The sequence below is a fragment of the Elizabethkingia bruuniana genome (assembly GCF_002024805.1).
Taxonomy (GTDB): domain Bacteria; phylum Bacteroidota; class Bacteroidia; order Flavobacteriales; family Weeksellaceae; genus Elizabethkingia; species Elizabethkingia bruuniana.
The window spans coordinates 3,120,543-3,140,434 of sequence record NZ_CP014337.1 but is presented as its reverse complement, the minus strand read 5'-3'; the positions used below and the strand labels follow the sequence as shown (position 1 = coordinate 3,140,434).

The 19,892-nt window shown below is 35.8% G+C and carries 18 protein-coding genes, 1 tRNA gene and 1 pseudogene; 14 read left to right on the top strand and 6 right to left on the bottom strand.

What is annotated here, in order from left to right; genetic code table 11:
- Positions 1-4: 4 nt before the first annotated feature.
- Positions 5-2,164 (bottom strand): S9 family peptidase, encoded by a 2,160-nt coding sequence (locus AYC65_RS14585; protein WP_034870953.1) that lies wholly within the window; start codon positions 2,162-2,164, stop codon positions 5-7.
- Between the two features lie 163 nt (positions 2,165-2,327).
- Here AYC65_RS14585 and AYC65_RS14580 point away from each other — a divergent pair, with 163 nt between their 5' ends.
- The 9 genes from AYC65_RS14580 to AYC65_RS14540 all read left to right on the top strand — a co-directional run bounded on the left by AYC65_RS14580 (position 2,328) and on the right by AYC65_RS14540 (position 11,143).
- The gene (locus AYC65_RS14580) at positions 2,328-4,892 is read left to right on the top strand and encodes a M1 family metallopeptidase (RefSeq protein ID WP_034870954.1); all 2,565 of its coding nucleotides are present in this window, start codon (positions 2,328-2,330) and stop codon (positions 4,890-4,892) included.
- Positions 4,893-4,935: 43 nt separating this feature from the next.
- Positions 4,936-5,967, top strand: a complete 1,032-nt coding sequence (locus AYC65_RS14575; RefSeq protein WP_034870955.1) for an AMP-binding protein — start codon at positions 4,936-4,938, stop codon at positions 5,965-5,967.
- A gap of 38 nt (positions 5,968-6,005) precedes the next feature.
- On the top strand, positions 6,006-6,398 hold the full coding sequence (gene arfB / locus AYC65_RS14570) for an alternative ribosome rescue aminoacyl-tRNA hydrolase ArfB (RefSeq protein WP_034870956.1): 393 nt from the start codon (positions 6,006-6,008) through the stop codon (positions 6,396-6,398).
- 91 nt (positions 6,399-6,489) lie between these two features.
- Positions 6,490-7,467 carry a deoxyhypusine synthase family protein gene (locus tag AYC65_RS14565; protein ID WP_034870957.1) on the top strand — a complete coding sequence of 326 codons (978 nt, stop codon included), beginning with the start codon at positions 6,490-6,492 and terminating at the stop codon, positions 7,465-7,467.
- Positions 7,468-7,528: 61 nt separating this feature from the next.
- Positions 7,529-8,617 (top strand): acyltransferase family protein, encoded by a 1,089-nt coding sequence (locus AYC65_RS14560; RefSeq protein ID WP_034870958.1) that lies wholly within the window; start codon positions 7,529-7,531, stop codon positions 8,615-8,617.
- 105 nt (positions 8,618-8,722) lie between these two features.
- Positions 8,723-9,421 carry a Dph6-related ATP pyrophosphatase gene (locus AYC65_RS14555; protein ID WP_034870959.1) on the top strand — a complete coding sequence of 233 codons (699 nt, stop codon included), beginning with the start codon at positions 8,723-8,725 and terminating at the stop codon, positions 9,419-9,421.
- 48 nt (positions 9,422-9,469) lie between these two features.
- Entirely contained in the window at positions 9,470-9,778 is a 309-nt protein-coding gene (locus AYC65_RS14550) for an MGMT family protein (protein WP_034870960.1), read from the top strand.
- 2 nt (positions 9,779-9,780) lie between these two features.
- Positions 9,781-10,347, top strand: a complete 567-nt coding sequence (locus AYC65_RS14545; protein WP_034870961.1) for a Crp/Fnr family transcriptional regulator — start codon at positions 9,781-9,783, stop codon at positions 10,345-10,347.
- 106 nt (positions 10,348-10,453) lie between these two features.
- Positions 10,454-11,143: a type 1 glutamine amidotransferase domain-containing protein gene (locus AYC65_RS14540; RefSeq protein WP_034870962.1), complete on the top strand. Its 690-nt coding sequence runs from the start codon at positions 10,454-10,456 to the stop codon at positions 11,141-11,143.
- A 269-nt stretch (positions 11,144-11,412) separates the two neighbouring features.
- On the opposite strand, the gene AYC65_RS14535 is transcribed toward AYC65_RS14540, so the two are convergent.
- Positions 11,413-11,751 carry a winged helix-turn-helix transcriptional regulator gene (locus AYC65_RS14535; protein ID WP_034870963.1) on the bottom strand — a complete coding sequence of 113 codons (339 nt, stop codon included), beginning with the start codon at positions 11,749-11,751 and terminating at the stop codon, positions 11,413-11,415.
- 134 nt (positions 11,752-11,885) lie between these two features.
- Between AYC65_RS14535 and AYC65_RS14530 the strand changes: the two genes are divergently transcribed.
- Together AYC65_RS14530 and AYC65_RS14525 are read left to right on the top strand one after the other, a co-directional pair.
- Entirely contained in the window at positions 11,886-12,833 is a 948-nt protein-coding gene (locus tag AYC65_RS14530) for an NADP-dependent oxidoreductase (RefSeq protein ID WP_034870964.1), read from the top strand.
- 119 nt (positions 12,834-12,952) lie between these two features.
- Positions 12,953-13,747, top strand: a complete 795-nt coding sequence (locus AYC65_RS14525) for an alpha/beta hydrolase (RefSeq protein ID WP_034870965.1) — start codon at positions 12,953-12,955, stop codon at positions 13,745-13,747.
- An 80-nt stretch (positions 13,748-13,827) separates the two neighbouring features.
- Here AYC65_RS14525 and AYC65_RS14520 read toward each other — a convergent pair whose 3' ends face one another.
- A complete protein-coding gene (locus AYC65_RS14520; protein WP_034870966.1) occupies positions 13,828-14,148 on the bottom strand; it encodes a hypothetical protein in 321 nt (106 codons plus the stop codon).
- A gap of 306 nt (positions 14,149-14,454) precedes the next feature.
- Here AYC65_RS14520 and AYC65_RS14515 point away from each other — a divergent pair, with 306 nt between their 5' ends.
- Both AYC65_RS14515 and AYC65_RS14510 read left to right on the top strand, forming a co-directional pair.
- Positions 14,455-14,640, top strand: a complete 186-nt coding sequence (locus AYC65_RS14515; protein ID WP_021347326.1) for a bacteriocin-like protein — start codon at positions 14,455-14,457, stop codon at positions 14,638-14,640.
- A 61-nt stretch (positions 14,641-14,701) separates the two neighbouring features.
- On the top strand, positions 14,702-15,532 hold the full coding sequence (locus AYC65_RS14510; RefSeq protein ID WP_034870967.1) for a GLPGLI family protein: 831 nt from the start codon (positions 14,702-14,704) through the stop codon (positions 15,530-15,532).
- Positions 15,533-15,671: 139 nt separating this feature from the next.
- Here the strand turns inward: AYC65_RS14510 and htpG are convergent, their stop codons facing one another.
- On the bottom strand, positions 15,672-17,567 hold the full coding sequence (gene htpG / locus AYC65_RS14505; RefSeq protein WP_034870968.1) for a molecular chaperone HtpG: 1,896 nt from the start codon (positions 17,565-17,567) through the stop codon (positions 15,672-15,674).
- A 172-nt stretch (positions 17,568-17,739) separates the two neighbouring features.
- The gene (gene recA / locus AYC65_RS14500; protein ID WP_034870969.1) at positions 17,740-18,741 is read right to left on the bottom strand and encodes a recombinase RecA; all 1,002 of its coding nucleotides are present in this window, start codon (positions 18,739-18,741) and stop codon (positions 17,740-17,742) included.
- A gap of 190 nt (positions 18,742-18,931) precedes the next feature.
- Here recA and AYC65_RS14495 point away from each other — a divergent pair.
- Positions 18,932-19,002: transfer RNA gene (locus AYC65_RS14495), tRNA-Gln, on the top strand.
- A gap of 241 nt (positions 19,003-19,243) precedes the next feature.
- On the opposite strand, the pseudogene AYC65_RS14490 reads toward AYC65_RS14495, so the two are convergent.
- Positions 19,244-19,890, bottom strand: a pseudogene (locus AYC65_RS14490) (ATP-binding cassette domain-containing protein); the annotation flags it as partial.
- Positions 19,891-19,892: the final 2 nt, after the last annotated feature.

Genomic DNA, 19,892 nt, shown 5'->3' with positions numbered 1-19,892 from the left:
TCTTTTACTTTGTCTTATTAGGGCCTAATAAGAATTCTTTTGGATGTTTCTTACCGAGTAAATGAGCTGTAAAATAATCCCAACGGCGTCTCATCATATAGTAGGTGTGCTCTCCAAAACCATGAGCACTGTTAGGAAAAGCAATGAAATCATAATCTTTATTCGCTTTTTCCAAAGCTTCAATTACCAGTAATGCATTGTACGGAGGTACATTGTCATCCATCATACCATGTGCAATAAGTAATTTACCTTTCAGGTTTTTAGCATAAAGCTGATTAGCCTGCGATGCATAATCCGAATTTTCTACAAGTCCGTTATATCTTTCACCCCAGTCATCTTCATAATTACGGTTATCATGATTACCAGATTCTGAGATACCAACTTTAAAGAAATCCGGATATCTGAACATGGCTGCTGCAGTCGCAAAACCTCCGCCTGAATGCCCCCAGATACCAACTTTATCTACATCTATAGGATATTTTGCTGCAAGTTGTTTAATGGCAGCGATCTGATCAGGTAAAGTATTGATAGACATATTTCCATAGCTCATATCATGAAATGATTTTGAACGATATGGATTGCTGGTACCTTCCAAAACCAAAACATAAGCACCTAATTCTGCAAGTGCATTGTTATCGCCTTTGGATGCAGAAAATGCCCAGCTTCCGACACTTCCGCCTTGTGGTCCCGGATAGATATAATCAATCATCGGATATTTCTTACCGGCAACAATATTATTGGGTTGGAAAAGAAGGCCATAAACATCCGTAACACCATCACCAGCTTTTAGTTTTACAGGTGTTGGTGCTTTCCATCCGGTAGCTTCCAAAGCTGTAAGGTCAGCTTTTTCTAAATCCATAACTTTCGTACCATCCAGTTTTTTTACTAAAGAAACCGGTGCTACATTAGGTTGTGAATATTGATCTATGAAATGAGTGCCATCAGGTGAAAGGGTAATCTGGTGAGTACCTGTTTCTGGAGTCAGGTTTTTGAAATTTTTCCCGGAAAAGTCGACAGAACAAAGAGAAATAAAATAAGGGTTTTCTTTTTGTAAACCTGCAGCTGTAAAGTATAATTTCCGGTTCTTCTCATCTACCTTTAACAGGTTAGCGACAAGCCAGTCACCTTTAGTAATCTGGTGTTTCACTTTTCCTGTTTTAGCATCATATAAATAAAGATGTCCCCAGTTATCTCTTTCGGAATACCAAAGTATTTCATTGGTAGCTGGCAAATAACGCCAGTTAATAGCATTACGTCCGGATTCGAATTGGGTGGCAACAGTTTCTTCGAAAACTTCACGAATGGAACCGTCTTTGGTATTGGCGATCCTGAATTTTGCATTTTTATGATCTCTGGAGCTGGATACAAAAGCTACTTCAGATCCGTCCGGATTCCAGTCAATGTCGTCGAAAGTTCCACTGGCAGCGATATCATCACTTAGTGTACCTCTATGGAAATCAGGCTTCATTTTGAAACGAACTAAATTTCCATTTTCAGTATCTATAACAACTCTCTGCAACATCGGAAGGATTGTGTCACCAGGTAGAGGATATTTCCATGCTTTTAATTGCGGATGTCCGACATTAGTGGTTACCAGATACATTTCACCCACATTTCTTTCATCCATCTGAAAAGTAGTAATCTTTTTAGAATCCGGTGACCATCTTAGGATAGGGGCATCACTGTGCTTCCAACCTGCATTATCGGTAGCATATCCAAAATCTTTTATTCCGTCAGTAGTCAGTTGTTTTTTCTCATGAGTGGTCGTATCCTCTATCCACAGATTGTAATTGTCGATATAAGCCAGTTGCCTTCCATCAGGAGAAACAACACCAGGTTTATTATTTTTCCTTTGCGGCGGTGTGATTGGAGAGTTGGAATTTTTTGTATTTGCCTGAACAGTAGTTTCAGTCTTAGCCTTTTTCCCGAGAGTTACATAAACATTGGTAAGTTCTCCTGTTGATGAGGTTTTGGTATATTTAAAACCTTTGCTGTCTTTATCCCATATTTGGCCATTCATTACATTTCGGACCAACGGGGCAGTTTTGTAAAATAACCTGCTTTCAGCTCTTTTATAATCTGCAACAGTAACGGAATCCTGAGCATGAAATAAAGGAACAGATACCGACCCTAATGCAATCAGAGCCAATTTTGAATACTTCATATTATTACTAGTTAATTAGAAAAACAAATATCGTAATATGAATGCTAATAATTTAATAAAAAAGCCAGTGAATTAATATTAATTAGTTCTCAGAATTAATTGTACTATATTTTCCCTGCTTTCCTTTACTCAGTAATTCCAATTCAATTCTTATCTTTAAACTATGAAAACAGGTTTACTCACATTATCTTTTATTATTTTCAGTAGTTGTTATCACGCTCAAATAAAACCTGAACCAAAGGTTGAATCCGGTGTATCCTATGAATTAGCTCAGTTTAGAAAAAGTACACTGAGCGATATTAAATACGAATTAGACCTGGATATTCCTGAAAGTAAAACCGACAGAATTTCGGGAACAGAGAATCTAATTTTTAATTATAAAAAGCAGAATACTGCACCATTACAGATTGATTTTAAAGAAACTTCGGCCTCTTTGTTGTCAGTAACTGTGAATGGGCAAGCTATAAAGCCAGTTCTTGAAAATGAACATATTTTAATAGATCAGAAATATCTGAAATCAGAACGTAACCAGATTACTTTTAAATTCTTAGCAGGTAATTCAGCACTTAACAGACGCGATGGTTATTTATACACTCTATTTGTTCCGGACCGTGCGAGAACTATGTTTCCGTGTTTCGATCAGCCTAATCTGAAAGCAAATTATTCTTTAACACTAACAATCCCTGAAAAGTGGAATGCTATGGCTAATGGAGTGTTGAAAGAAACAACCGTAAAGCAGGGAGGAAAAAAGATGAGTTTTGCGCAATCAGATTTATTGCCGACATATTTGTTTTCTTTTGCTGCTGGCGATTTTAAACATTTTAAAGAAAAAATAGGTTTACAGGATGTAGGTATGCTGTATCGTGAAACAGATACCATAAAGATTAAGAATAGTATGGATTCTATTTATAATCTTTACAGAAGTTCACTTGCTTACTATGAAAAATGGACAGGCATTCCGCACCCTTTCCAGAAACATGGGTTGGTTGTTGTTCCTGATTTTCAGTTTGGAGGCATGGAGCATCCGGGAGCTATCCTGTTTCAGAACTCTACTTTATTTTTAGATAAAAATGCTACGCAAAGTCAGCTGAATAATCGTTCTAATCTTCTTGCTCATGAAGTTGCCCATCTGTGGTTTGGGGATATGGTGACGATGGACTGGTTTAATGATGTATGGACAAAAGAAGTTTTTGCCAATTTTATGGCAGATAAAAGCACGGGGGCTTCTTCAGATAAGAGTGTTTATGACCTGAAGTTTCTGACAACACACTTTCCTGCGGCTTACTCTGTAGACCGGACCATAGGAGCAAATCCTATCCGTCAGGTTCTGGATAATCTGCAAAATGCTGGAATGATGTATGGTCCGATTATTTATAATAAGGCTCCTATTATGATGCGCCAGCTGGAATTGTTGATTGGTGAAGATAACTTTAGAAAAGGAGTAAGTGAATACCTGAGAAAATATGCTTACAGCAATGCTACATGGCCGGATCTTATTACAATTTTAGATAATCAGACATCCGAAGACCTGCAAAGCTGGAATAAAGTATGGGTGAATGAGCCGGGGAGACCAGTGATCGATTATACAATAAAATATAAAGGAAATAAGATTGAAAATTTCAAAATTTCTCAATATCCGGAGCATGGAAATGCTCAGAAACTCTGGCCACAAGAATTTCAGGTTAGTTTATTTTATCCTGATAAAATTGAAAAAGTTGATGTAAAGCTTTCCGAAAAACAACAGGATATACCTGAATTGAAAGGGAAACCAAAGCCTTTATTTGTTCTTCAAAACTCGTCGGGGATAGGCTACGGAGTGTTCAAAGTTGATAAGGATTTAATGAGAAGTTTCTCATTGATAAAAGATCCTGTGGGCAGAGCCAGTGCTTATATTTCATTGTACGAAAATATGCTGGGTGGATCAGGTATTGCACCACAAAAATTATTGCATTTTTTTGCGGGACAACTACAAAAGGAAAGTACTGAACTTAACCTGAGGCTTATCACAGGTTATATTTCCGGAATATACTGGGGGTTTCTATCAGAAAGTACAAGAAATAAAGAATCTGAAAGCTTAGAAAATATTGTATGGGATGCTTTACAGAAGCAGGCTGCGGTTAATAATAAAAAGAATTTGTTCGACTGTTATCAGGGAATTTTCCAGTCTAAAAAGGCATATGATAATTTGTATACAATATGGAAATCGCAGACTGCACCACAAGGTGTTACTTTAAATGATGAAGACTTTACAAGCCTTGCATTGGCTTTATCATTGCGAAATAATAACAATAACGATCTTTTGCAGGAACAATTAACCCGAATTAAAAATCCTGATCGAATTAACCGTTTCAAAATTATAATGAAAGCAGCTTCTTCAGATAGACAGATTCGGGATGAATTTTTTAATAGCCTTGCAGAAAAGCAAAACAGATCCAATGAATCGGCTGTTGGTTCCGCATTAGGATATTTACATCATCCGTTAAGACAACAGACTTCTGTTAATTATCTGCCGAAGTCTTTAGAATTGTTGCAGGAAATACAAAAAACCGGAGATATATTTTTCCCGGATAACTGGCTTCGTTCTACCTTTAGCAGCTACCAGAATCCTGAAGCACTTACTGTTGTCGATCAGTTTATTCAGAAAAATCCTGATTATAATTCGATACTGAAGAATAAAATTTTACAGGCCACTGAAAATCTGAGAAGAGCTCAAAAACTGGTAAAATAAAAGTCATGTTGCCCTTTGCAACAGATTGCTGTAAATTTGAATTATGAAGATTGATTTTTCAAAAAATATTAGTGCAGAGAACCTAAAACCTCAGAATGACTTTGAAAAAAAAGTTGAAAACTTTTTAGCAGAGTGGTTTTCAGATTCTGAAAACGTTGAGGTACAGACTTCCGGTTCAACAGGGATTCCGAAAAGATTTCCGATTGAAAAATCCCGAATGCTGAATTCTGCAGAAATGACCTGCAATTTTTTAAATCTGAAAGTAGGAGACTCGGCCTTATTATGTCTTCCTGTAGAATATATTTCCGGCAAAATGATGGTTGTTCGGTCTGTATTCAGAAAACTGAAACTTATAGTTGCTGAGCCTAAATTGGATCCGCTTAAAAATATTGAAGAGCCTATCCGCTTTTGTGCGATGACACCGTTGCAGGTTGAGAACTCTTTGGATAAAATACATTTAATAGAGAATTTAATCATTGGTGGAGCATCTGTATCTGAAAGTCTGAAGAAAAAGCTGAACGATATTTTAGAAAGCAAACAAACGGCATCCAAAGTTTATGAAACATATGGAATGTCTGAAACACTTTCTCATATCGGACTAAAGCGAATCTATCCTGAGGGTGAAGACTATTTTACGCTTTTCGATGGGGTGGATATTTCTTTGGATGATCGTGGCTGCCTTCGTATTTCTGCACCTAAAATTAATGCTGAACTGCTACAGACTAATGATATCGTTGATGTATTGAACCCTAAACAGTTCAGGTTTTTAGGGAGGGCGGATAATGTGATTAACTCCGGTGGGGCTAAAATATTTCCGGAACAACTAGAGGCTCTGGTAAAAAAGAATATTCCGAATGAAGCTGTTTTTCTGGGAATTCCGGATGAGGTACTAGGACAGAAATTGGTTTTGGTTATTGAGGCAGATGAAAACGAAGTACTGAGATCTCAAGTCTTGGATGTTAAATATGAAAAGCCTTTTCATAAACCCAAAGAAATAGTATTTGTATCTAAAATTCCAAGGACACCTAATGGTAAGGTAAACCGAGGAGAACTTCTGAAACTTATAACGAGATAGTCTTTTATCTTTGTTCTTGATTCTTGTATCTTTATAAAATGAAAGATTTCTCTTCAGAATTAAGTTTCAAAACTGCACGAAGTAGTGGAGCAGGAGGACAGAATGTGAATAAGGTAGAAACAATGGTGACTGCGCGCTGGGCTGTATGGGATTCTAGATTCTTTTCTGAAGATGAGAAAAAGCTCATTTTCACAAAGCTTAAGAATAAAATTAGTGCAGAAGGCTATTTACAGGTAAGTGCTCAGGAATCCCGTTCTCAGCTGGATAATAAAGAGAGAGCTATCCAAAAACTGTTGGAGTTGGTGGACAAAGCACTATTTGTACCTCAAAAGAGATTTAAAACAAAACCAACAAAGTCATCTAAAGAAAAAAGACTAAATCAAAAAAAACAGCATTCTGAGAAAAAGGAGAACCGTAAATTCAGAATGTAGAGATATAATAACAATCAGTATTCCACTGTCAAAATCTCAAATCCCAAACTTTATTTTTCCCTATCTTTGCAAAAATTAAATAATAAAAAAAATGAGCAATAGACCCATTTCTGATTTTATAGAAAAATATTATTTACACTTTAATGCAGCAGCTTTAGTAGATGCTTCTAAAGGTTATGTTGCCCACCTTAAAGATGGCGGGAAAATGATGATTACTTTAGCAGGTGCAATGTCTACTGCTGAGTTAGGTAAAATTTTAGCAGAAATGATCCGTCAGGATAAAGTAGCTATTATTTCTTGTACAGGGGCTAACCTTGAAGAAGATTTAATGAATCTGGTAGCACACTCTCACTACGAAAGAGTACCTCACTACCGTGATCTTACTCCACAGGAAGAATGGGATCTTTTAGAAAGAGGTCTTAACCGTGTAACCGATACTTGTATTCCTGAAGAAGAAGCTTTCAGAAGACTACAAAAACATATTCACGAGATCTGGAAAGATGCAGAAGATAAAGGAGAAAGATATTTCCCGCATGAATACATGTACAAAATGCTTCTTTCAGGTGTATTAGAGCAATACTATGAGATTCCTAAAGAAAATTCGTGGATGCTTGCTGCAGCTGAGAAAAACTTACCGATCGTAGTACCAGGATGGGAAGATTCTACAATGGGTAACATCTTTGCATCATACTGCATTAAAGGAGAATTAAAAGCTTCTACAATGAAGTCAGGTATCGAGTATATGACTTACTTAGCAGACTGGTACAAAGGTAACAGCAGCGGGAAAGGAGTTGGATTCTTCCAAATTGGTGGCGGTATCGCAGGAGATTTCCCTATTTGTGTAGTTCCGATGATGTATCAGGATCTTGAAATGCACGATGTGCCTTTCTGGTCTTACTTCTGTCAGATTTCTGACTCTACAACATCTTATGGTTCTTATTCCGGAGCTGTTCCGAATGAGAAAATTACATGGGGTAAATTAGATATCCACACTCCTAAATTTATTGTGGAAAGTGATGCTACAATCTGTGCACCGCTAATGTTCACTTACATTCTTGAGAATTCTTAATAGAAACAGAATATAAATTTCTTAATAAAAGGCTTATCCAATAAGCCTTTTATTTTTTACAATGCAGTCTCCAAACACCGTTAAATACGATGCTCTTACCGGAATGCGTGCTATTGCCGCAATTATGGTATTTGTTTATCACAACCGCAAATACTGGCGCAATGATTTGCCATGGGCAGTAATGCGCTTTATCAGCGAATGGCATATTGGAGTAACTGTATTTTTTGTTCTGAGTGGTTTTCTGTTAGCTTATCGTTATCAGGACAAACCTTTGGAAAGCAAAAAAGGCTACCTAAAATACATTCTGCTAAGAATAGCACGAATATTCCCGCTGTATTGGATTCTACTCAGTTTTTACTTTCTGGATACGGAATATTCTAAGAATGTAAATACCTATTTCCTCCAATATTCACTGCTGTACTCTTTATTTGATCAGTATGTTCTTACAGGAATTGTGCAGGCGTGGTCGCTTAGTGTAGAATTCTTTTTTTACTTACTGTCACCAATACTCTTTCTTTTACTAAAGAAAAATTGGAAGTATTGTGTCTCATTGATGTTGGGATTATTTCTACTCAGTTGCGCTGTCGGTTATGGTTTGCATTGGTATAATTCGAATCCTAAGGGATTCTTGTATCCGCTGAATTTTATTATGAGTAATACTTTTTTCGGAAGAAGTACAGAATTCTTTTTCGGAATGTTACTGGCTTATATGATGAAGCAGGAAAGTAAAGTAAATACATTGTTGAAACTAAAGAGGCCTACATTGTACGGTGGACTTTTAATGCTGCTCTTTACCATTGCTATTGCTTTTTTTGCCAGAAATAATTTTGTGCATGGTGTGGAACGTTGGGAAGGCAGACTAATTCATGAAATATTTCTTCCTGTTGGTATTGCATTATTCTTCTGGGGATTAATGTCCGAAAAAACATGGGTATCCAGATTTTTATCCACAAAGTTTCTTGTTCTTCTGGGAAATGCTTCTTTTGTTTTTTATCTTATCCACATCAGTTATTTTAATCTGAAGCTAAAGTCTTATCTGTACTTACCCGATCGCAATTTTATATTGCTTTGGATTTGTTCTGTCATAATTTATCTGTGGATAGAAAAGCCTCTCTATAAGTTATGCAGAAATTTTATTGCTAAAATTTAGTTTTCCACATTGTAACTTATATTATCTGGATAATTTTATCTTTTCTTCAGTATAAAGAAATATACGATTGATTGTTCATCAATAACCAGTAACTTTAACTTCTGTATGAAAGAAAAAGTATTGATGAACTGGAGCGGTGGAAAAGACTCCGCAATGGCACTTTATAATATACTCAATAATAGCGATTATCAGGTTGAAGGACTACTTACTTCTGTTAATGCCGCTAATCAGAGAATTTCCATGCATGGTGTAAGCGGAGAATTGTTAGTAAAACAAGCTGAAAGTATAGGATTACCACTCACTAAAATTAATTTACCTGAATCATCGGATATGGCTGCTTATGAAAATATAATGGAGCAGACTTTATCCACATTTACGGAGCAGGGAATAGGAGCATCAGTATTTGGCGATATTTTTCTGGAAGATTTGAGGAAATACAGGGAACAACAATTGGAAAAAATCGGTTGGAAAGCAATTTTCCCCCTTTGGAAAAAAGATACCAAAAACCTGGTGTATGAATTTCTGGAACTAGGATTTCGTACCAGAATCTGCTGTATTAATAAACATTATCTGGATTCTGACTTCTTAGGATGTGATCTGGATGAATATTTGATTAATAAACTTCCTGAAAATGTAGATCCTTGCGGGGAAAACGGTGAGTTTCATACGTTTGTATACGCAGGGCCTGTATTTCAAAATAGCCTGAGTATTAAGAACGGAGAAAGAGTGGAAAAGTCTTACAACCACGACGGGAAGTCTTACGGCTATGAGTTTTGCGATATCCTATTAGAGGATCATCAGTAGGTGTATTGTTAGTAAATATTTTTTTAACTTTAGATAAATATATTCTTCATGGATCAGCAATTTAAAGATCAGGTTTTTGAGATTATCCGGATGATACCAAAAGGCAGGGTAACATCTTATGGTGCCATTGCAAAAGCTGTAGGCTATCCTAATCATTCCCGACATGTGGGAAATGCATTGCGGCATTATGATGCAGATTTTCCGGCACACAGGGTTTGTAATTCATCAGGTGTTATTACAGCTGAAGACTGTATTCCGGATTTTACTAAAAAACTTGCCAAAGAAGGTGTAGCAGTAAAGGGAAATAAAATTCAGAACTTCAGAAAAATCTTTTGGGATCCGTTAAACGAAATTTAATAATGTCAGATTTTCTCAGAAAGCATATAGAAAATATTGTCCGCTTATCCGATGAGGAATATGAAGAAATCCTGGGTTTCTTTCAGTTCAGGAAATACAGAAAAAGACAATTCCTGATTCAGGAAAACCAAATGGTAGACGAATTATTTATTGTGAAATCAGGATTGTTAAAATGTGGTATGATCGACAATTCCGGTAAAGAACAAATATTGCAGTTTGCTACAGAAGACTGGTGGATTTCGGATTATACTGCCTTTTATAAACACCATCCGGCGCGCCTGGCTGTAGATTGTATCGAAGACAGTGAGGTTTACGCCATTACTTTTGAGGATATGAATGAAGTATGCAGAAGAATACCAAAAGCAGAGCATTTTTTCCGTGTGAAAAGCAATTTAGGTTATTGCGCATTACAGGACAGGGTTTTGGCGCTCATGACTAAAGCCGCAAAGGAACGTTATGAGGACTTTATTCATCAGTATTCTGAATGGGGAAACAGAATACCCAAACAGCTTATTGCCAGTTATCTCGGTGTGTCCCGGGAAACACTGAGCAGGCTTTATAGTTCCTGAGATGTGACTTACATCACAATTTTTTTTTGAGGTATGTCCTGTGATAATTTTGTTTGCTGACCGAACTTTGTTCAAGTAAATATTAACAATACAAAAGCAAAATATTATGGAACAGAAAAAAGCATTAATCGTTGTAACAAGTGTTGAGAAATATCCTAATATGGAGAGAGCTACAGGTCTGTGGCTGGGGGAAGCTGTGCATTTCTATGATAAAATGATAAATACCGGAAAGGAGGTTGACTTTGTGAGTCCCAGAGGAGGTTATACACCTTTAGATCCTGTAAGTATCCAACAATTTGTACAACCTGTGGACTGGAAATACTATGCTGATGGAACTTTTAGAAATAAACTGGCAGATACTTTAAAACCTGAAGAAGTAAACGCATCAGATTATGATGTTATTTATTATGCTGGTGGACACGGAGTTGTATGGGATTTTCCCGAAGATAAAGGATTACAAAATATTGCAAGAACAATTTATGAAAACCAGGGAATTATCTCCTCGGTATGTCACGGCGCAGTGGGATTGTTTAATATTACACTTTCCGATGGTTCTTTATTAATTAAAGATAAAACAGTTACAGGATTTAGTAATTCCGAGGAGATTGCTGCTGAGTTGGCAGACCATATGCCTTATCTTACAGAAGATGTTCTAAAAAGTAAAGGTGCAAATTACGTAAAAGCTGAACAAGATTTTACACCATTTGCTGTGACAGACGGCAGATTGGTTACCGGTCAGAATCCGCAATCCGGAGGAGCTGTAGGAGACCAGGTATTAGAGATCTTGAATCAATAAAATATTTAATATAAAAGAATTTAAGAGTCTGTTTGAATTTTGATTCAAAATAATATTAGACTTCAATAGTTTAGTTCGTCAAGCTCTTTATAAACTGGCTCACTATAGACTTAACTCAGTCTGACACTCCTAAAAGGAAGATATTTTGAACGAGCAATGTCACTCTGAGCCTGTCGAAGAGTATTAGTAATAAAATTTAAACAAGCTCTAAAAGCCTTGCCAGGGTTTAGAATTCTGGCAAGGCTTTTTTATAGTGTATAAATAAAAATCTAACTCCGGGCTTTCTCCATTTCTTTTTTACCCCATTTCTTCAGGTGAGTAATAAAAGGAATAAGTTCAGCACCCGTTTCAGTCAGATAATACTCAACTTTTGGAGGTACTTCCTGATATACCTTTCTGTGAAGCAAATTATCGTCCTCCAATTCGCGCAGCGTTTGGGTAAGCATTTTTGGGGTAATATCGCTTAGTGTCTTCCTTAGTTCTCCATATCGCATAATATTCTCCAGATGTAAATGCCATAATATTCTGCCCTTATATTTTCCACCTATTCGCTTAAAAGCATAGTCCACAGGACAAGATTCTTCATTGATGTATTTATTATTTTTCATTTTTTTTAAAATTTAATTTACTGATAATCAATAATAGTATATTTTAGGTATGTAGAGTACTAAAAAGTGCATACTTGACATAAAGATACTAAATAATCTACATTTGCTTCATTAATATTTAAAATAAAACTCAGATGAAAGCAATTCTTTTAAATGAAGCAGGCGGAGTGGAAAACCTGCAATTAGCTGAAGTAGAAATTCCAGCTATTAAAAACGATGAGGTGCTGGTAAAAGTAGCATCTATTAGTATAAACCCTGTTGATGTAAAGGCAAGACGCAACGATGGTGTACTAAGTTGGCTATTTGCAGAAGAGCGACCTGTTATTTTAGGCTGGGATATTTCCGGTGACATTACCGAAGTTGGTAAAGATGTAAAAGATTTTAAATCCGGAGATAAAGTATTCGGAATGGTTAACTTCTTTGGAAACGGAAAAGCTTATGCTGAATATGTGGCAGCTCCGGCGAATCATTTGGCACTCATTCCCGCAGGTATATCTTTTCAGAAAGCCGCTGCAACAACTCTGGCAGCTTCTACAGCTTATCAGGCATTAACAGAAATTGGTAAAGTAAAAAAGGGCGACCGGGTATTGATTCATGCAGCTTCAGGTGGAGTCGGACATCATGCAGTACAGATAGCGAAACATTTAGGTGCTTATGTTATCGGGACTTCATCTGCTAAAAACAGAGATTTTGTTTTGTCTTTGGGAGCAGATGAGCATGTTGACTATACAAAAGGAGACATTGGAAATGTAATTAAAGATGTTGATGTCGTATTGGATGGTATTGCTGGTGAAACTTTATTAAAATCATTGGATGTTGTAAAGGATAACGGAATTGTGATAACATTACCTTCCGGAGATATTCAGGATGAAGCGTTGGAAAAAGCCGCACAAAAAAATGTCGATTTACAGTTCTATCTGGTGTCTTCAAAAAAAGAAACAATACAAACTATAGCCCATTTACTAGAAACTAAAGTGCTAAAGCCTCATATTCATCAGGAATTTAGCTTTTCAGAAATGGGAAAAGCTCATACAGAAGTAGAAACCGGAAGGGTAGTAGGGAAGGTAATTGTGAATGTTTAAAAAAGTTTGAGTTCAGGATTTTTACCATTCGGTATTTTAAAATAACAGCTCAGCGATATTATTTTTCTTTTCTGTGGTCGGTAGGGTAGCTTTGAACCATAATTTAAAAATCAAATACTATGAAAGCTATCAAAATTTTCTCCGCTCTTTTTTTATTCTTACTAAGTTTTGCTCATGCACAAATGGACGATAAGTTTTATCAGCCAAGCAAAAAACTTAAACCACTTGAATTTTCAAAGCTTGAATATATTGCTGTTCCTGTGGAACAAGATACTATTACAGCTTATATTGCAAAACCTGAGACTAAAAAGATTAAGAAAACTATTTTATTCTTTCATGGTGCCGGAGGGAATGTTACTACCAATCAGATTATTACAAAACCTTTAGTAGATGCAGGGTTTCAGGTAGTGATGATAGATTTCCGTGGCTATGGAAAGTCGACAGGAAAAGCTACTCACCTGAACGTAGCAGCAGACGGACAAATGTTGTTTAATCAGTTTATCAATAGACCAGATATTAAGAATACTAAAATTTATATCTATGGTGCTTCTTTGGGATCACAAATTGCAACGCATCTGGCTAAAGATAATGTGGATAAAATTTCAGGTTTAATTTTAGATAGTCCTATGGCTTCGTTTACTGATATTGCTGCTTTCTATGCACCTCAGTATAAAGATATGATCCTGAAAGGTATGGTTTCTCCTTATTCAGCAAAAGAAGATATAAAAGGACTTAGGAAGCTTCCTAAAATAGTTGTCCACAGTAAAGAGGATAAAGAAGTTCCTTATGAACAGGGCAAATTAGTTTTTGACAATGCTCCGGAGCCAAAACAATTTATTGAATCTACAGGAGCACATTTAATGGGTATTAAAAATAATTCCGCTGAAGTTCTAAAGGCTATTCAGAGTCTTTAATAAAGGAGAATTAACTTTTTCAAATCTACTTTAGTGTATAAAAATAAAAGGTATATCCGAAGATATACCTTTATTCTTTTTTATTCAGATATTCCTGTTGATACAGCCTGCTGAATATAGGTGAGTAATTCTAATTCTGAATGTGGAAGCAAATCATATGCAATTTGCAAAACATTGCAAAGATCGGAAGTATCCGCATGAGAAGATCCGTTATCCAGACTTTCCAACGCCTGCATGCATACTGCCAAAATAGATTTAATTTTAAAACCTATATCGGAGTAGTCTCGTACTTCGATATTAGCATTCGTGTGGACAGAGCCAGGTTGGCTAATCGAAACAAACCAGTCTTTTAGCTCAACTTCTTTGCCGTTCAATATTACGGCGGTTTTCTTTGAGTTCATAATGTGTAAGTATTAGGAAATGATAAAGCCCTTGGGGCGTAGGTGTCCTAACGCCTTACACGGCGTTTGCAGTTGTTTCCAATACCGCCACCATACCACAAGGGCAAAAAATTTTTCTAATATCATATGTGTAAGTTTTAGGAATCCTAAAGATAGAAAATAAATTGGCCTAAATACAATTTGACACCAAGTTAAATGTATTAAGATTTTTTCACAAATGTTAAAATTTCATAAAAAGTAATTATGTTAAATTGTCTTTTATAGAAGAATGTTTAGATTTGAAATACTAATCAATAAAATAATTTTATGAAAAATTTAAAACGACTTTCTAGAGCTGATTTAAAAAATGTTGCAGGGGGTGCAGCATGTAGTGAATGGTATAGGCATACAGCCGAATGTGGTGCAAGCTATGGTTTATGCTTTGATAATTACAGAAGTATTAATGATATGCAGGATGCTGTAAAAGAGTTAGATAGTATTAAATGCTCTTAATACCATAAGTGCTAAATAAATCAGAGCCACATTTTTATTGTGGCTCTTTTTCTATGAAACTATGAGATTATTCAATTCATTATTTACTTGTTTTTTTGCGATTTTTATAAGCGCACAAGATACTTTTTCACCTAATTTCTCTGTTAACGCAGGGCCTTATAGTATTGAAATATTAGATAAAAGTTATCAGAATATTTATTATAAAGCTGAGTTTGTAGAAAAGCCCAGAAAATCAGATAAAAAGACAGAGGCTTTATGTATTTTACAATTAGGGAAAGATTATTCCAAATTTGTTGATTTTGTTAAATTAAGGAAAGATTCATTGATGGCAATTTATAGTCCCATGGGGAAGGTTGGAGCGAAAGAAGTAAGTAGGTATTTTGCATTGCATGACAACTGGAATAATACTTTAGTAAAAAATATATCAGAGCAAAAAAATATAATGCAGAATTATGTTAAGGCTGATTACCAATATGAGGAGCAACAACCTGTTTTTGATTGGAAACTTGAAGATGGAACCAAAGATATATTAGGATATAGTTGTAGAAAAGCAATTACAGAATACAGAGGAAGAAAATATACTGCATGGTATACTACAGATATTCCTATTAATAATGGTCCATATGTATTCCAAGGATTGCCGGGCTTAATTATGGAATTAGAAGACAGTAAAAATCACTATCATTTTACTGCGGTTGCAATGGATAAAAAAGATGGAGAAATTTACATAAGAAATGAAAAGGAAATTTTTCGTGTAAATAGAAAGCAATTTAGGAAGCTTCAAAAGAGTTATCATGATAATCCTGGCTTTTTCCATAATGGTGCATATGAAGAAGATGGATCTTCTATAAAATTGAAATCTAAACCGTATAACCCCATAGAATTAGAATAGTATTGCTTGATAAACTTTTTATCATACATATCTTTTCAATTGGATATAATCACCAATTAAGGTTAAAATAGTAAAGGAGGAAAAATTGATTTTCCACCTTTACTATATAAAAGACTCTATTAATTAACAATAAAAAAGATTACTTTTTCAGTTGTGCAAAACTTCTCTGGATAAAATCAGTAAGGTCTTTACCTTTCAGTAAGTTCTGAGAAAGCTTAGCTAAATCTAAAGCCTGTTTTACCAAAGCGTTTTTATCTTCAGTGTTCTCGGTTTTCAGGATACCAGTAGCTAAATCGCTGTTTGCATTTACAACAAGATTGTACATATCTGGGAATCCACCCATTGCAAACATTCCGCCGCCACCAGTCATCTGCATGTCTTTCATACGACGCATAAATTCTGGCTGGGTTATAATGAATGGTGCATCATCGCTGTCCAGATCTTCTAATTGTACAGTGTATGTCTGATCGTTTACCGCTTCTTCAACAGATTTTTTCAAAGTTTCCTTTTCTGTGTCATTCAACTTAGCGATTACAGGCTCATCTTTTTTAATCAAATTGTTGATATGGTCTGCATCTACTCTTACAAAAGAGATATTCTCCTTTGAAGATTCAAGTTTCTGAATCAAATGTGGAATAATAGGGGAGTCTAATAAAAGAACCTCGTAACCTTTAGCTTTTGCATTTTGAATATAGCTATCCTGCTCGTTGGTATTAGAAGCATATAGGATAACCAGTTTTCCATCTTTATCGGTTTGTAACGGTTTTATCTTTTCAGTTAATTCTTCCCATAGGTAATGTTTACCATCAGTTGTAGGATACAAGGCAAACTTGTCAGATTTCTCATAGAATTTATCTTCAGAAATCATTCCGTATTCGATAACCACCTTTATGTCATTCCACTTCTTCTCGTAATCTTCGCGGTTTTCATTAATTAATGAAACCATTTTGTCTGCCACTTTCTTTGTGATGTAAGAAGAGATTTTCTTTACAGCACCATCGGCCTGAAGATAAGAACGGGAAACATTCAACGGGATATCCGGAGAATCGATTACCCCGCGAAGCAACATCAGGAAGTCCGGAACAATACCTTTTACTTCATCTGTTACAAAAACCTGATTCTGGTATAACTGGATTTTATCTTTTTCGATATTAAGATTGTTACCCAGTTTAGGGAAGAATAAAACCCCTGTCAGATTGAACGGATAATCAACATTCAGGTGAATATTAAATAAAGGCTCTTCGAACTGCATTGGGTACAACTCGTGGTAGAACTTCTGGTAATCCTCATTTGTAAGCTCACTTGGTGATTTTGTCCATGCCGGATTAGGATTGTTGATGATGTTGTCTACTTCTATAGTTTCAGGTTTAGCATCTTCTGCTGCCCCTTCAGGAAGAGGAAGTGTTTCTGTCTTCATTCCGAATTTAATCGGAACCGGCATAAACTTATTGTATTTTAGAAGTAACTCGCGAATGCGGGATTCTTCTAAGAATTCAGTCGAGTCCTCAGCGATATGAAGAATGATCTCCGTTCCACGATCCGTTTTGGCGGTAGTTTCCTCCAGTGTAAATTCCGGACTGCCATCGCAAGTCCAGTGTACTGCAGATTCTCCCTCTTTGTATGACTTGGAGATAATCTCTACTTTGTCAGCAACCATAAATGCTGAGTAGAAACCTAAACCAAAGTGTCCGATAATTCCGGAATCTTTAGCAGAATCTTTATATTTCTCCAAAAACTCTTCAGCTCCGGAGAAAGCAACCTGGTTAATGTATTTTTCTACCTCTTCGGCAGTCATACCAAGTCCTTGGTCTATAATATGAAGTGTTTTGTTGTCTTTGTCTATTTTAACTTCAATCTTTGGGTTGCCATATTCTACTTTCGCTTCACCAATAGAAGTAAGATGCTTTAGTTTTAGTGTTGCATCTGTTGCATTAGAAATAAGTTCTCTTAAGAAGATTTCGTGATCACTGTAAAGAAACTTTTTGATAAGCGGGAAAATGTTTTCCACCGATACATTGATATTTCCTTTTGCCATAATTATTTAGATTTTTTTTATTTATGATTTACAGATGAATTTTTTCAAAAAAAATACCATCCTGCAAAAAGTGACAGAATGGCATTCTTAGTTATTTGAAGAAACAGGAAGATTATAATTTCAAACCTAACGAAGTGGTTCGGCGAAGCCAAATCTCCAATTTCAAATGGTATTAATTTCCGTTGATCTTTTCTTTGATCTTTTCTTCAAGTTCTTCCTGAAGTTCCGGATTATCTTTGATAACGTCTTTCACCGCATCACGACCCTGACCTAGTTTAGTATCGTTGTAGCTAAACCATGAACCACTTTTCTGGATCACACCTTGTTCTACACCCTGATCCAGGATTTCTCCTACTTTAGAAACTCCTTCACCATACATAATGTCGAATTCTGCTTGTTTGAAAGGAGGTGCTACTTTATTTTTTACAATTTTCACTTTCACACGACTACCTACAGCTTCGTCACCTTGCTTAATTGGAGCACTAGCCTTACGAATATCGATTCTTACAGATGCGTAGAATTTAAGAGCATTACCACCAGTTGTTGTTTCAGGGTTACCGAACATTACACCGATTTTTTCTCTTAGCTGGTTAATAAAGATTACGGTACATTTTGTTCTGGAAATAGTAGCTGTAAGCTTTCTTAGTGCCTGAGACATCAATCTGGCATGAAGACCCATTTTAGAATCTCCCATTTCCCCTTCGATTTCTGCTTTTGGAGTTAGGGCTGCAACAGAGTCTATTACAACAATATCAATTGCTCCTGAACGAATAAGGTTATCTGCAATTTCCAATGCCTGCTCACCATTATCGGGCTGAGAAATAATCAGGTCTTCTAAGTTAATTCCCAGTTTAGCTGCATAATTTCTGTCGAAAGCGTGCTCAGCATCAATAAATGCTGCAATCCCGCCTTGCTTTTGTGCTTCGGCGATTGCATGAAGCGTTAAAGTTGTTTTACCTGAAGATTCAGGTCCGTAGATTTCGATAATTCTTCCTTTTGGATAACCACCCACACCTAATGCAAGGTCAAGTCCTAAAGAACCAGAAGGAATAACTTCGATAGTGTGATCTACAGAATCGTCTCCTAAAGTCATTACAGTTCCTTTTCCGTATGTTTTATCAAGCTTTTCCAGCACCAGGGCTAGCGCTTTTTTCTTATCGTCTGTACTGCTCATTTAATTTTTAATTTTTTCAAAATTACGGAAATAAATATACTAAAACCACTCTGTGGATAAAAAATCCCGTGTATTTTTTGATATTGAAATTCAGTTAAATAACGGTTTTTAGAGAAAAAAGTGTGTATTTTTTTTACGAAGTTCTTGCAAAATAGAAAATTTGTCGTAAATTTGCACCACAATAAAACAGAGACCCATGGTGTAGCGGTAACACTACTGATTTTGGTTCAGTCATCTGGGGTTCGAATCCCTGTGGGTCTACAATATCACTTGATAATCAGTGATTTAAATTAATTACAGCCAATTTTACAGCCAAAAGCAATGTAAAATTGGCTTTTTTATTTTTTTGATATTTCAAGATATTTTAGGAAACATAATTAAAAACCCCGTGAGTTTTAACTTACAGGGTTTTGATTTATTTCTTCTTCTAAAATGATTTAGCCCTTATTTTGTATTGATTTATGAATCAAGACGCCATAATTATAAAATCAAGACAGTTTATTCAGCTTCCTAATTCCAATTGATTTTTTACAAGATTATAATATTCACCTTTATTTGCTGTCAATTGTTGATGATTTCCCTGTTCTACAATTTGTCCATTTTTTAGAACAATGATTTGGTCGGCTTTTTTTACAGTTGAAAGGCGATGTGCTATAATCAGGACTGTTTTTCCTTTAAAGAACGATTGTAAGTTGTCATGAATTGTCTTTTCGTTTTCCGCATCCAATGCCGAAGTTGCTTCATCAAAAAAGATGTAATGTGGATTTTTATAAACGGCACGTGCAATCAGAATACGTTGTTTTTGTCCTCCTGAAATTCCATTTCCTGATGCTCCGATTTTGGTGTTATATCCTAAAGGAATACTGTCGATGAATCCTTCTATATTGGCTATTTTTGTAGCATTTTGTAATCTTTCCCTATTAATTTCTTCATCTCCTGTTGCAATATTTCTTTCGATAGTATCCGAAAAAATATACCCGTCCTGCATCACTACGCCACAATTCTCTCTCAAACTTTTCGGTGAGATGATCTCTAAATCATCATAGTTGTAAAAGATACTTCCCTTAACAGGTTTGTAAAATTTAAGAAGCAATTTCATTATGGTGGTTTACAACTTCCGGAAGCTCCTACTAAGGCAGTTACTTTCCCTC

What these genes read in the sequence shown, in the direction of transcription:
- AYC65_RS14545 (WP_034870961.1), top strand. Translation starts at nt 9,781, where the DNA reads ATGTCAGATTTTCTCAGAAAGCATATAGAAAATATTGTCCGCTTATCC.
- AYC65_RS14575 (WP_034870955.1), top strand. Translation starts at nt 4,936, where the DNA reads ATGAAGATTGATTTTTCAAAAAATATTAGTGCAGAGAACCTAAAACCT.
- AYC65_RS14525 (WP_034870965.1), top strand. Translation starts at nt 12,953, where the DNA reads ATGAAAGCTATCAAAATTTTCTCCGCTCTTTTTTTATTCTTACTAAGT.
- AYC65_RS14535 (WP_034870963.1), bottom strand. Translation starts at nt 11,751, where the DNA reads ATGAAAAATAATAAATACATCAATGAAGAATCTTGTCCTGTGGACTAT.
- AYC65_RS14530 (WP_034870964.1), top strand. Translation starts at nt 11,886, where the DNA reads ATGAAAGCAATTCTTTTAAATGAAGCAGGCGGAGTGGAAAACCTGCAA.
- AYC65_RS14510 (WP_034870967.1), top strand. Translation starts at nt 14,702, where the DNA reads ATGAGATTATTCAATTCATTATTTACTTGTTTTTTTGCGATTTTTATA.
- AYC65_RS14565 (WP_034870957.1), top strand. Translation starts at nt 6,490, where the DNA reads ATGAGCAATAGACCCATTTCTGATTTTATAGAAAAATATTATTTACAC.
- AYC65_RS14555 (WP_034870959.1), top strand. Translation starts at nt 8,723, where the DNA reads ATGAAAGAAAAAGTATTGATGAACTGGAGCGGTGGAAAAGACTCCGCA.
- AYC65_RS14580 (WP_034870954.1), top strand. Translation starts at nt 2,328, where the DNA reads ATGAAAACAGGTTTACTCACATTATCTTTTATTATTTTCAGTAGTTGT.
- recA (WP_034870969.1), bottom strand. Translation starts at nt 18,741, where the DNA reads ATGAGCAGTACAGACGATAAGAAAAAAGCGCTAGCCCTGGTGCTGGAA.
- AYC65_RS14540 (WP_034870962.1), top strand. Translation starts at nt 10,454, where the DNA reads ATGGAACAGAAAAAAGCATTAATCGTTGTAACAAGTGTTGAGAAATAT.
- arfB (WP_034870956.1), top strand. Translation starts at nt 6,006, where the DNA reads ATGAAAGATTTCTCTTCAGAATTAAGTTTCAAAACTGCACGAAGTAGT.
- AYC65_RS14520 (WP_034870966.1), bottom strand. Translation starts at nt 14,148, where the DNA reads ATGAACTCAAAGAAAACCGCCGTAATATTGAACGGCAAAGAAGTTGAG.
- AYC65_RS14560 (WP_034870958.1), top strand. Translation starts at nt 7,529, where the DNA reads ATGCAGTCTCCAAACACCGTTAAATACGATGCTCTTACCGGAATGCGT.
- AYC65_RS14550 (WP_034870960.1), top strand. Translation starts at nt 9,470, where the DNA reads ATGGATCAGCAATTTAAAGATCAGGTTTTTGAGATTATCCGGATGATA.
- htpG (WP_034870968.1), bottom strand. Translation starts at nt 17,567, where the DNA reads ATGGCAAAAGGAAATATCAATGTATCGGTGGAAAACATTTTCCCGCTT.
- AYC65_RS14585 (WP_034870953.1), bottom strand. Translation starts at nt 2,164, where the DNA reads ATGAAGTATTCAAAATTGGCTCTGATTGCATTAGGGTCGGTATCTGTT.
- AYC65_RS14515 (WP_021347326.1), top strand. Translation starts at nt 14,455, where the DNA reads ATGAAAAATTTAAAACGACTTTCTAGAGCTGATTTAAAAAATGTTGCA.